This window comes from Methanobacterium formicicum (genome assembly GCF_029848115.1).
Taxonomy (GTDB): Archaea; Methanobacteriota; Methanobacteria; order Methanobacteriales; family Methanobacteriaceae; genus Methanobacterium; species Methanobacterium formicicum.
In genome coordinates this window covers 20001-32345 of the sequence record NZ_JARVXG010000028.1, presented here as the reverse complement: position 1 = coordinate 32345, position 12345 = coordinate 20001, and the positions used below count along the sequence as shown (strand labels likewise).

At 42.7% G+C, this 12345-nt stretch carries 13 protein-coding genes and 1 pseudogene (1 of these 14 cut by a window edge); 7 read left to right on the top strand and 7 right to left on the bottom strand.

Annotated features, from left to right (window positions below):
* Positions 1 to 379, top strand: a pseudogene (locus QC759_RS02170) (PKD domain-containing protein); the annotation flags it as partial.
* Positions 380 to 696: 317 nt separating this feature from the next.
* On the opposite strand, the gene QC759_RS02165 reads toward QC759_RS02170, so the two are convergent.
* The 3 genes from QC759_RS02165 to QC759_RS02155 form a co-directional block, all read right to left on the bottom strand.
* Positions 697 to 2238, bottom strand: coding sequence for a nucleotide-binding protein (locus tag QC759_RS02165; protein ID WP_048072914.1), 1542 nt, complete (start codon positions 2236 to 2238; stop codon positions 697 to 699).
* A gap of 125 nt (positions 2239 to 2363) precedes the next feature.
* The gene (gene gatA / locus QC759_RS02160) at positions 2364 to 3740 is read right to left on the bottom strand and encodes an Asp-tRNA(Asn)/Glu-tRNA(Gln) amidotransferase subunit GatA (protein WP_048072913.1); all 1377 of its coding nucleotides are present in this window, start codon (positions 3738 to 3740) and stop codon (positions 2364 to 2366) included.
* 194 nt (positions 3741 to 3934) lie between these two features.
* Positions 3935 to 4711, bottom strand: coding sequence for a heparan-alpha-glucosaminide N-acetyltransferase (locus QC759_RS02155; protein ID WP_048072912.1), 777 nt, complete (start codon positions 4709 to 4711; stop codon positions 3935 to 3937).
* 194 nt (positions 4712 to 4905) lie between these two features.
* On the opposite strand from QC759_RS02155, the gene ala reads away from it, so the two are divergent.
* From ala to QC759_RS02135, 4 genes are all read left to right on the top strand, one after another.
* Positions 4906 to 5889 (top strand): alanine dehydrogenase, encoded by a 984-nt coding sequence (gene ala / locus QC759_RS02150; RefSeq protein WP_048072911.1) that lies wholly within the window; start codon positions 4906 to 4908, stop codon positions 5887 to 5889.
* A gap of 103 nt (positions 5890 to 5992) precedes the next feature.
* Positions 5993 to 6157 (top strand): hypothetical protein, encoded by a 165-nt coding sequence (locus tag QC759_RS02145; RefSeq protein ID WP_171824043.1) that lies wholly within the window; start codon positions 5993 to 5995, stop codon positions 6155 to 6157.
* Between the two features lie 232 nt (positions 6158 to 6389).
* Positions 6390 to 7022 carry a LysE family translocator gene (locus QC759_RS02140; RefSeq protein WP_048072910.1) on the top strand — a complete coding sequence of 211 codons (633 nt, stop codon included), beginning with the start codon at positions 6390 to 6392 and terminating at the stop codon, positions 7020 to 7022.
* 92 nt (positions 7023 to 7114) lie between these two features.
* A complete protein-coding gene (locus QC759_RS02135) occupies positions 7115 to 7903 on the top strand; it encodes an HAD family hydrolase (RefSeq protein ID WP_048072909.1) in 789 nt (262 codons plus the stop codon).
* A 121-nt stretch (positions 7904 to 8024) separates the two neighbouring features.
* Here the strand turns inward: QC759_RS02135 and QC759_RS02130 are convergent, their stop codons facing one another.
* The 4 genes from QC759_RS02130 to QC759_RS02115 all read right to left on the bottom strand — a co-directional run bounded on the left by QC759_RS02130 (position 8025) and on the right by QC759_RS02115 (position 11352).
* Positions 8025 to 8651 (bottom strand): TMEM175 family protein, encoded by a 627-nt coding sequence (locus QC759_RS02130; protein ID WP_276698951.1) that lies wholly within the window; start codon positions 8649 to 8651, stop codon positions 8025 to 8027.
* A gap of 12 nt (positions 8652 to 8663) precedes the next feature.
* Positions 8664 to 9194 carry a DUF6790 family protein gene (locus QC759_RS02125; protein ID WP_048072908.1) on the bottom strand — a complete coding sequence of 177 codons (531 nt, stop codon included), beginning with the start codon at positions 9192 to 9194 and terminating at the stop codon, positions 8664 to 8666.
* A gap of 173 nt (positions 9195 to 9367) precedes the next feature.
* Positions 9368 to 10471, bottom strand: coding sequence for a DUF362 domain-containing protein (locus QC759_RS02120; protein WP_048072907.1), 1104 nt, complete (start codon positions 10469 to 10471; stop codon positions 9368 to 9370).
* A 131-nt stretch (positions 10472 to 10602) separates the two neighbouring features.
* A complete protein-coding gene (locus tag QC759_RS02115) occupies positions 10603 to 11352 on the bottom strand; it encodes a sugar phosphate isomerase/epimerase family protein (protein ID WP_048072906.1) in 750 nt (249 codons plus the stop codon).
* 179 nt (positions 11353 to 11531) lie between these two features.
* Between QC759_RS02115 and QC759_RS02110 the strand changes: the two genes are divergently transcribed.
* Together QC759_RS02110 and QC759_RS02105 are read left to right on the top strand one after the other, a co-directional pair.
* Complete coding sequence (locus tag QC759_RS02110) at positions 11532 to 12041, top strand: PadR family transcriptional regulator (protein WP_231553445.1); 510 nt, start codon at positions 11532 to 11534, stop codon at positions 12039 to 12041.
* Between the two features lie 4 nt (positions 12042 to 12045).
* On the top strand, positions 12046 to 12345 hold the 5' portion of the coding sequence (locus QC759_RS02105; protein ID WP_048072905.1) for an ATP-binding cassette domain-containing protein. 789 nt of this gene lie beyond the right edge of the window; only the first 300 of its 1089 coding nucleotides appear in the window; the start codon lies at positions 12046 to 12048; its stop codon lies beyond the right edge, outside the window.

The window sequence follows — 12345 nt, the reverse complement described above, 5'->3', positions numbered from 1 at the left end:
AGGTTTGGAATTTGTAACAGCCAGTGTTGACAGCGGAACATACACCTACAACCCCACAAACAGAACAATAACATGGACACTCAACAACGTAAAAGTAGGAGATCCTTATTTGTATCTTACACTTAGGGCACTAACAAGCGGAAAATACACCATCATACCCACAATAAACTCACAAACACACAACAGAAACACAGACACAATAAAACCATTCAACATTAACATAGAAACACCAAACAACAACGACCCCACAACAAACCCTACAACAGCAAACGCAGCAAGCAACACCATAACAATGCAAAAAACAGGAACACCAACAACAAGCCTCATACTAGCCATACTAGCCATACTCGGAGGAATACTAACACCAAAGAAAAAATAAACCAACCCATTCAACCCCTTTTTTCCTTTTTTAAAGAGATCAATGAATTTATCATAGTTAATTTTTTTAAGATCTTGTTTTTGGAGTTATATCTAAAAATTAAAGTACACAATTAATAACACACGGAATAGCACGAATTCTCGTCAAAAAATCTGATTAACACGGCACAAGACATATAAATAATAATGAAACCAAATACCCATAAACAAAAAGCATTTGATAAATACATGGAAAAAAAGAAAATTAATGAACAATAAATTTATTTTTAGGAGACGACCCCTTAGTAAGTGATTTTTTAATAATTTATAGTGAGAACATTAGGACAAATAAATATCCAAAATATCACTGTAAGGCCGGTAACCCGTAAATTCAGGTTTTTTAGCCATTTTCATTATTTCTTCAACATCCAGGTGTTGTTCCACTGTTTCCATGGCCTTCTGGCAGAAATTTTCCAGTTTTATCTCCACCTCCGGAGTTCCACCACGGGCTGCCAGCTGGGCCTTGGGTACCCGGGCCACCCAGTCCAGCCCAGTGCTTTTTTTAATGTAGCGGGAGGCGTTTTCTGCTATTTTTTCATGGTAAACCTTGTTTAAAATAGCTCCAACTGTTTTTATGCCCAGTTTCTCCATCATTTCCAGATGAGAAGCCAGATCCAGTGCCGCGGTTTCTATGCCTCCCTTGTTACATCCGGTTACCATGATGGTGGGGATGTTCCCGGCCAGAGCTATCTCCGCAGCAGAGAAGGGTGTTTTTTCATTTAAAAGGCCAGTGAAAACACTCATAACTCCCTCAATCAATATCAAATCATATTTTTTACCTTTTAAAGTGTTGATTATCTCTTTCAAACCTTTCCAGCCCAGTCCACCGATTTTAATGGATGAAAAGTTGACCATTCTTTCCTTGTTGAGGTAGAGGGCTGGCACCAGGTCCCGGGTATCCGGGCCCACCTTTAAAACTCCCACCCGGTAGCCTTTCCTGCGCAGGGCTCCCACCATTCCCGTGGTGAGGAATGTTTTCCCTGAATCAGACCCGGTGCTGGCTATCATGAGGAAAGGAGGTATTTCTACATTTTCAGGGTTATTTCCAGAGATTGGTTGGTGCAATCCATCCATGTTGGAGGATAACCGATAATCAGCGTAAATATCCAGACCGATTCCTATTTCTCCCTTGATTTTCTTTAGAAGTTCCTGGTTAGCCTGATAGATTTGTTTTGTTTCTTCTTCATCCGTATCCAGGTAATTCAGGATGTTATTAACCAGGGAGGGGTTTTCATCCAGAGAACCGTGAATCATGGTCCCCACCACGTTTCCTTCATCATTACGAACCCCTGCAAGTATTTTACGTGGATTATCCGTGTAATCGGTTCTTTTAACCTGTGAAAATAGTACTGGTGGTGCATCTCCCCTTATATCCCCGTAGGTGTGGCAATGGAATCCAGTGACACTTTTTCCCTTCATTCCCGTGGTGAGGAAGGAGTCATCAGCCACTTCTGCTTCCACCCGGTCGGTGCCAATAAGGGGATGGAAGGTGACATCCAGTATTCCCAGTCCCTCACGTTCCACTGGACAGGGAGATTTACGCCCTATATCTGTTTTATGGGCCAGTACCTGAAATCCAGAGCACATCCCCAGTATGAACTTCCCCTGAGCATCCATTTTCCGGATAACCCTTTCTACCTCCGGAGTGATACTTTCTGACTCTACGATACTGCCCCCGGGTATTATGAGACCATTCAGAACATGGTGTGCCTTTTGGCCACCTACCAACCCATTGTCATTTAACAAATGGGTGGGAAGTTTTCCAAAGTCCTCGAAATTGGGCAGAGACCCTTTAACATTGAGGATGCCTATTCTTTTCATGGAATCCACAGCTGGTTTTTTAATTTATAAGTCCTGTTTTTTTAATTTGATAACTGGTTAGTTGAATTAGAATTCTATTTGTCATTAATGGCTGAAAATAAAAATAAAGATAGGGAAGAAATATTTTAATCCAATCTTTCCTGTGCAGCCATCAACTGCAATATCTTCTCATCATCCAGTGGTTTGGCCTGGAACTGCATTCCCACTGGTACTCCCTTAACATCTCCGGCCGGTGTGCTGGCTGCAGGTATACCAGCCAGGTTGGCTATAACAGTCAGGATGTCGTAGGCGTACATTTCCATTGGTTCCAGGGAGGTGCCCAGTTTATGAGGTAGTTTGGGTACGGTGGGACCAACCAGCACATCCACATCTTTCAGGAGTCGGGTTATTTCTCTCCGTATGAGGGAACGGGCCTGTAAGGCCTTCTTGTAGTACTTGCCACTGAATTCTTTCTGGCTGATGTAGGATCCCATCTGTATCCTGCGGAGTACTTCCTCTCCACACACTTCTTCAATTCGTTCCCCGTACTTTCGGCCATCGTACTTTCGGGTGGCAGAGAAGAATTCCACATAGTTTATGAGGTAGTAGGTAGGTAGGCATAATTTGAGATGATCGAAACTTAATTCCACCACTTCTGCCCCAGCCTCCTGCATCTGGTTGATGCGATCTTCAATAATATTGACGATAGCCTCATCTGATACATGGAAGAATTCCTTCACTACCCCCAGCTTCATGCCTTTAAGTGCATTTTCTGGATCAGTGCTGGAAGAGGTGAATTCTGGGACTTTCCAGTCAATGGTGGTACACTCCCGGCGGTCTTCACCGGCAATAACCTCCAGCATTAAAGCTATACCACTGGCATCCGTAGCGAAGGGTCCGATCTGGTCGAAGCTCATGGCCAGATCCAGCAGGCCCTGTCTGCTCACTGCACCGTAAGTTGGCTTGAATCCCATCACTCCACAGTGGGAGGCTGGATTACGTATGGATCCACCGGTATCTGAACCCAGGGCCAGGTCGCACATTCTTGCAGCGATTGCTGCGGCACTGCCCCCACTGGATCCCCCCGGTATGCGTCCCGGGGCGGCAGGGTTGTCAGTATGGCCGAAACACGATGTTTCAGTGGAGCTTCCCGCTGCGAATTCATCCATATTGGTCATTCCGATTATGATTCCATCTTCGGCTTTTATTCGCCGGGTGACTGTGGCATCGTAGCTCCCCAGATAAGTTTTCAGGGTGGGGGAGGCTGCGGTGATGTGAAAATCCTCCACATTAATGTTACTTTTAATTCCTACTACCATACCGGCCAGTTTTCCCACTTTCTGGCCATTTTTAATCTTATCATCAATTTCTTTGGCTTTTTCACGGGCTTCATCAACTTTAAGCTCAACAAATGCCCTTATAGCAGAGTTATCCTTTTCGATTCCTTTAATGAATGTTTCCAGATTCTCTTCGGAGGTTAATTCATGATTCCTGATTGATTGTGATTTTTCCAAAATACTCATATTCCCACCTAATGCGTGAGTAGTCAAATGTGGTTAGCAATTAATCATTATACATCCTTTTGATTTAGAAAATGAATCTTATTATATTTACCATTGAAGGAATATTTACCATTTCGGTAGTGACCCCTGGTGTAGGAAAACCATATAAATTCGGTTTAATACTTTAATATCCTCACATCTCCTTTAGACCATTTCTAGTTTAGAAAATAAAATAAATTCCCCAGATCCAGTACTCCCAGGAGGTACAGTACCAGTATGATAAGTGGTTGGTGCAGGAGATAGATCAGCAGGGAATGTCGTCCCAGGAAACTGAACAGCAGGGTGAAATGGTTTTTTGAAAGGTCTGGCAGGCGAAATTTCCTTTTATAACCTTGGTAAAGTGTTTTTCCCGCGAATAATCCCAGGGAAACTACACCCAACCAGGGGAGTAGGGGGAAGTAATCCACAGTGATGAATCCCAGGGGTTTCAAGCCCAACCATAAAAGCCAGGGGTAGCTGACCGTGAACTGGGCCAATATTAAGCCTAAAATTATGAAGAGAATTCCCAGGATTAAATTAAGGTATTTTTTGTTTAAAAAGGGATATTCCAGGATTATGGCTATTCCAATGAAATGCAGGACTCCAAAAACTATAAAATCTTGGGGTATGAATATCCAGGTTACCATGGTGATTAAAATCCCCAATAAAAATATTTTAACCCCCCTTTTTAGATATTTGAAGAAAAACCCACTTCTTTCCTGGTTTTGTCCCTTGAGCTCGGCGCGGGTGTGACTCAGGACCAGGGAAACTCCCACCAGGAACAGGAACATGAAGGCGGTTAGTCTGGCCAACCACCACAGAATTCCTGTGGAAACATCCAGGGTGTAAACTCCAAAAAAAGCCATATCAAAGAGTAGATGATAGGTCACCATCATCACTATGGCCAGGCCACGTATGACATCTATTTCCCAGAAACGTTGGTTAAGATCCATTTTCTCTCACGGGCACCATTATTTTAGTTCCAATTTATAGGTGAGCTATGCTTCCCACAAGCCACATGCCCCAATAGTTCACCTTATATTAATTTCAGTTTATAGAGAAGGGGTACTTATTTGAATTGGTAGGTGATAATTAATAATAAATATTGATTTTAACATTGGGGAATTAAATTTAAAAGGTGCAAATCATGTCAGGAACCCTTTTATTAAAGCAAAGCGAAATTAAAGAACTTATTAGTATGAAAGAAGTTGTTGATTCTGTTGAAACCGCTTTTAAGGCTTATGCTCAGCGTGATGTGCAGATGCCACCTAAAGAGTACTTATTTTTCCAGGAAGGGGATCTGCGCATAATGCCCTGTTACGTGCGGAGTACTGAGGAAGCAGGAGTCAAGTGCGTCAATGTTCATCCCCACAACCCCTTAGAAAAGCAATTACCCACAGTAATGGCCGTCATAGAACTGGTAAACCCTGAAACCGGTTTTCCAATGGCAGTAATGGACGGAACCCTGGTAACTGATCTGCGAACCGGTGCCGCGGCAGGAGTAGCCACCAAGTACTTGGCCCGCCCAGACGCAGAAACATTAGGAATAATTGGCGCTGGAAAACAGGCCTGCACCCAGTTAATGGCCTTGAATGAGGTTATGGACATTAAAGAGGCCAAGGTTTTCTGCCGGACCTGCAGCACCCGTACCAACTTCGCCAAGAAAGCCACTGAAACCTATGGTTTTAAGGTGGAAGCCGTGGAAACTGCTGAGGAAGCAGTTAAAAATGCAGATGTAGTGGTTACTACCACTCCTTCCCGAAAACCATTGATAAAGGCCGACTGGATCAGCCCAGGAACCCATATAAACGCCATGGGTGCTGATGCCCCCAGTAAGCAGGAGTTAGAAACCAAATTACTCTTAAAATCAAAGATCATTATTGACTCCTGGGAGCAGGCCAGCCATAGTGGTGAAATAAATGTGCCCGTTGCCCAGAAGGTTTTAAAACGAAAAGACATCCATGCCAAGCTAGGGGATGTTATCGTTGGAAATGAAACTGGCCGAGAAGGAGATGAAATCACCATCTTCGACTCCACGGGCCTGGCAGTTCAGGATGTAGTCACTGCAGGACTCATCTACCGGCGTGCCCGTGAAAAAGGCATAGGAACAGATTTTGACTTTATAAGTTAGTTGAAATCTCTTATTTACTTTTGGTAACGGTTGCTGACGACAACCCATCCAATTTAGGTAAGATATATAGGTTGGAAAGTTCAATCTAGTTCTGGTGATGTGAATGTACCAGAAAGTAATTCGAAGCGAAGTCCTCCATAAAATGGGCCATGTATACGAACGCTTCCAGTTCTTATCCCGGACCAGGTCCCTGAGTGATGACCAGGTAGAAGCCATAGACCAGCATCTATCCCAGATCATGGAAGTGCTTAACCAGCCTAAAAGTTAACCTATAGTCAGATCGTTACTTTATAGCCTCCCCCTGAAGTTTGTTGGATTTTTTTTATACTGGGGAACAGATACTATCCCTGGATCTTCAGTTTAGAACACCTATCTTTTCACCCCTGTTTTAATAGTGGTTCTAACTGGACAGGTACTTATTTTACTGATTGATACATATTGTGGAAACAGTTAATTAAAGAAAGAATTAATAATTACCATCTCTAGGATTAATGATTTAAATGTGGATAGAGATTATTTTATTTGCTGCAGCCTCCTTTTGGGTGGGCTTTTCTGGTGCCATGGTTCCCGGACCCATGTTAACCGTTACCATATCAGATTCACTGAAAAAAGGGTTCCGAGCTGGCCCACTGGTAGTTTTAGGGCATGTTATTGCTGAAACAGCCTTGATAATACTCCTGATAATGGGTTTGGGATGGGTTATTGGATCTCCAACTGTGACCATGATAATTGGAGGCATAGGCGGAGCTATGTTGATTTACATTGGATATAGCATTGCCCGGTCCCCGGTGCCCGATGAACTTCCGGGAGATGGAGAACCAATAGAAAAAAGGGGGTCAATTATAAGTGGGATAGTCACCAGTGTTACCAATCCTTACTTCTATATCTGGTGGGCTACGGTAGGCTGGGCTTTCATGCTTAAGGGAATAGAATTAGCCGGCATTATAGGGGTTTTAAGTTTCCTGGTGGGCCACTGGAGCTCAGATCTTAGCTGGTACAGTTTGGTGTCATTTTTCACCAGTAAGGGGAGACATGTACTCCCTGGTAAACGTTACCGTGTCATGATGATGGCATGTGGAGTTTTCCTAGTGTTTTTAGGACTTTATTTTATTTACTCCACCCTGATAGTGTGAACTAGAAACCATAGACAAACACAAATAGATGAACCGCCTAAATTGAATGGGAAAGATCAAATACACTACTTTCAAGGAGGAACCATCAAAACATGAAAGCAGTTGTTTTCGATAACTCAGGGACACTTATATCCCGCTACAGGGCTATCAAAGACTTAGATAGTGGACGAATCTATGATCATGTCAGTTCCATTGATCTAGTGGATAAACATCCCCATCGAGCACTGGTAGTTCTTCAAACAGACCCTTCCACCTGTCTGATTAATGCCAGACCAGACCAGACCATTTTCCAGTTTATAACCCGGAACAAGGTACCCTTTGATATCAGTTACTCTTCTTCCTCTCTCAACAAAAAGGACATATTAACCCTTATTAAAGATGAAAAGGCAATGATCAGTGATATTCAGGACACTATACAGGCCGTGGTTGATAAGGAATACAACGTGCAGATATGCAGTGGATCTGGATTTATTATGAACACCCGGACGGGTCATATTGAATTTACCATCACTGCCGGGGGCAAAATATTTCCAGAAGTGCCTCGGGTGGTGGAAGAATTGAAGAGAAGATCGTTCCATATTTACGTGGCCTCGGGAGACCGGATGAAATCTCTGGAAGAGTTGGCCAGTTTCATCAACATTCCCTCAGAAAACGTATTCGGCACTGCAGATTCCAAGAGAAAAAGGGAGATCGTATCCGGGCTCAAAGGAACCTACCGGGTGATGATGGTGGGTAACAGTGCCAACGATATCCTGGCACTTAAAGAAGCAGATTTAGGTGTTTTAACCACTCAACAGGAAGAAGAAACACCTGATAAAGTGTTTGAAGCTGCGGATGTGGTGGTGAGTAATATTAAGGAGATCCTGGATATTGAATTTTAAATGATTTGAATTTTAATATAGATGATAATGTTAGATAATAATGTTTTATTTTACTCAACAGTTATTTTATTCAACTGATTTACTGGGATCCAGAAAACTATCTTAAAAAATTATCTAAAGTTCACTGGAACTGCTTTATTACCGGGATCAAAAGGTAGGCCAGACTGGACCATCCGTAGCCATACTCCTTAATAAATGGTAGAAAAGTTAAGGCCAGAGCCAGGATGGAAATAGCCGGTAACATTAAATTGATTCTTAAACTTGATTTTTTCACTTCTTCATCCATTTCATCAGTGAGGCCACTGTTAAGTGCGTGACGCCAATTGAGAAATAACAGGAAACCTATGGCCAAAAGATTCAAGTCGAAGAATATGTTGGGTAACTGGAAATTCCCATACTCTCCCACGAAGAATGCCGAAAAAGGAACTAAAGCCACGAAAAGGAGCCAGACCACGGTTATCCACAGTAAAGTGGCATCTGCCCGCTGAATACGGTTGAATTGAAGGTGATTTATCCTCCAGAAAATTGCCAGAAGCATGAAACTGATGGCGTAACTGTAGAAATTTGGTATGAGATTATAAATAGCCTGGTAAAGTGCTGCTTCAGTGGGATTGGCAATAGATGGTACTGCAATCCCCAATACAAGCAGGGTCATGGCAATGGCAAATATACCATCAACCAGGGTCTCTATGCGTTTGGCATTGACTCCCGAAGAATTTTCTTTGTCAGGCACCCCTTTATCCTGCAAAATCTGCCCCCACTACAGTGATCTTTCCAAACTCTTTATGGCACTGCGCACTGCCCTTTCTTCCAAGATCTTGTAGGCTACCAGGAGACCGATCAACAGTAAAGGAACCAGTATATCCAGAACCAGAACCGCCCCGGCATTTCCAGTGGCATAATTACCTGTAACCAGAATGTTACTGATATGTCCTATGGCATCCCCCAGGAGGAAAATTGAAACTCCTATTACTGTAGCTGTCCAAAAATTGCCTCTGATCCAGATACACAGTATCCCCAGAACTCCAAATGCCAGATTGGCAAAGGCAACCTCCTGTTGAAAGGGACTTCCTGGAGCCCAGCCTATGGTGGAAGCTACTTGGTTGGCGAACAATGAATGGCCAATGGAGGCCCAGATAGAACCTAAACCTACGGTAACAACCAGCAATGATAAAAGAGTTGTTCCGATAATTCTTTTTAGGGTCAAAGCTCGTTTGGAATAAAATTGAACTCCCAGCATTACCAATGCAATGATTATCCCCAATACCAGCCAGATGTAAGCTGTATCCATTTAAACCCCTCTCTTATCTAATTTACTTCCTATAGAAAATTAACACATTACTATTTGCCTTTTATTATCCTTTATTTAATACCTTGTTCTGGGACGCAAATGGAAACACTTATAAACGATTTTCTTTACCCGGCTAAATAGGGAATATGACCGCTTATAATGAGAAAAGAGGATTATAGGTTTATTAAATGGTATTCCTTACTACCCATCCCCACTTCCTCGGCATATTCCAGTAGTAACCGACCATCAACTTCTTCCCAAACCCCTCTGAATTTATCACCGCCCTTCTGGTGGTGATGTTCCAGTAGTAAGTTTTCCAATCCCACTTGCTGGTTTACCAAGTCATAGCTGGCCGTATCCAGGGCAACTGGATCCTTGGAGGCCAGTATCCCTATGTCCGGGACTATGGGAGCATCACTGAAAGCTTCACAGTCACAGTCCGGGGTGATATCCATCAGGAAGTTCAGGTAGCCCACCTTCCCTTTTTTGTTTTTAACTGCCCCATAAGCGTATTCCACCATACGTTCCATGAATTCAGGTAAGGCATCAAAATCAAGGCTCACCGCAGATTCGGGGCATACTGCCAGACAGTTGTTGCAGGCTACACATTCTTCCAGTTCAATGATGGCCTTACCATCAGAAAGAGACATAACCGACAGGGGGCAGGAGTTTATACAGGCCCCACAGCCGGTACAATTATCACTTATAACTGGTTTGGCGCATTGGTGCTGTTCCACCTTACCCTGGGCTGAGGCACAGCCCATGGCCAGATTTTTTATGGCCCCTCCAAAACCACACATCCCGTGTCCCTTGAAATGAGATAAAACCAGCATACTGTCCGCACTAATGATATCTCCGGCGATTTTCACCTGCTGGAAATGTTTCAAACCCACCTCCACTGGAATCCAGTTATCTCCACGAAGTCCATCGGCAATAATAACCGGTGCCCCGGTTACTGCATAGGCAAATCCATTTTTTATGGCCGTCTCCAGGTGCTGGGTAGCATTGTGGCGGCTACCAAAGTAAAGAGTGTTAGTATCAGTTAAAAATGGTTTTCCATTTGAATTTAAAGTTTTTTCAACAACTGCATTTACCAGAACTGGTTTAAGGAAAGCATCATTCCCCCGCTCTCCAAAATGAAGTTTTATGGCGGTTAAATCCTCTTCCTGGATTAAATCACCGAATTTTGCCCCATCAAATAACTGTTTTATCTTACTGTTCTTGTTATCTTTCTGGCCCCGGGATCGTAGATTGGAAAAATACACTTCACTAGACATTTTTTACCCCAATATAAGGTTTTTTTAATTTATTTTCGTGTTTGAACCGTTATAAATATTATAAGTAACTTATTCCCTATTGATCTGTATTATAGCTCCTAGTTGTATCAATGGCCTTTATTATGCCTGATTCACTTGGCGAGTTGAAGGAGAAGATTTCGGCTTTTTAGGACATCCTCATAATTATTCAATTCAATTATCCCCCTTTCAATACCATTAATCAAATTCAGATCAAGTGTGCCCTCGCCTAAGGCTCGGTGCTGGTCTTTGTTACCATTGTTATCACTTAGATGATAATAGTAGATTCTTTCCAGTTCTAAAAATGAATCGGGATGATTGGTGGTGTTGGCATGACCTAAATCTACGGTGCCGTGGCAACCACATTGTTCCAGGAAGTAAGAATGTTCAGGGGCAGTGTTACAGAAATAAGCGTAGCGACCGGGCATGTTCTCCACCGACAGGATAACCCCCAAATCTTCTGCATAGTTATTTGCTTCTTTTAGAGTTTCAATGGCGAAATATTTACCCATTTCCCTGACTCTGTCTTCCAATCTATGAATCATTCCAGGATGAGTGGTTATGGCCTTTGCCCCTATTATCGAAGCCAGTTCTAATGTTTCATTAATCTGGCGCATAGTTTCCTCGCGGATACCGGGGTTCAGGCTGGCCGGGTTGAGATCAATGGTGGGAGCATGCAGGAAAACATCCACATCATAGGAGGAAAATACCTCCAAACCTTCACCCTGAGTTAAAATGTTTCGCGGCCAGTAGGGACCTTCACAGAGTATTTCCACCAGTTGGAAGCCATCGGCAGTGGCCATATCCAGGAAGTCTTCGAAGGACTTCATAAACAGCGCAAGAGTGGAGAATCCAATTTTCATGTTTCACTTTTTGTGCCCGTAATTGTGATATATTTTTCGAATAGAAGGGTTCCTGCCAATTGTTGATCCTATTTTCACTCTACAGGGCGAACCCCAACCTTTATATGGAAAGTGGATATATCTATTTAAACTATGTCGAAAATTGATATATCGATTACTATAATAGAGGTGTAAAGTGGATGGATGATGATTTAATCAGAGACAACCCCGGCAAAGAATCTACTGAAATTTCAGAAGAAGACGCTGAAAACCTTGAAATTCCGCGAGGGTACTACACAAAGGCTTTGGAAGATAATAGATTATTCTATAACCTGGATAATTACGAAAAAAAACTGGTTAAAGGCATTATGAGGGGTTCGGGCCCCATAGTGATGCTCTGGCTCATCAACATGAAAGGCCAGCACGGCTACGAGATCATGACCAAACTACATGAATCTTCCCCCTTTAAGGATAAAATTAAAATGCCCAGTGCCAGCATCATCTATCCCAAATTACACCAACTGGAAGAGGAAGGCCTTATAAAGGGAACCTGGGAAAATCACGGGAAAAGAAAAGTTAAATACTATGAAATAACCCCTAAAGGTTCAAAAACCCTTGAAAATATAAGGAATTTCTTTAAAAGAAGTGAGAATAATCTTTACGAAGATTTTCTAATAGATATGATGTCCATAAAAAATAACAGGAGTTAAAGGTATGAAATATGCCATTGAAACCTCTGATCTTACCAAAATATACAAAGACTTCACCGCAGTGGATGCTTTGAATTTGAAGGTTAAAAATAAAAGTATTTTCGGATTTTTAGGCCCAAATGGGGCTGGAAAAACTACTACCATTAAAATGCTTACTTGTCTTATCCCCCCCACATCTGGTACAGCCGCGGTGGCCGGATACGACGTAGTTAAATCACCAGATGAAGTACGTCAAAAAATAGGAATGGTACCCCAACTGGTAAGTTTATACGGCGACCTAACTGCCCGTGAAAACGCAGAACTA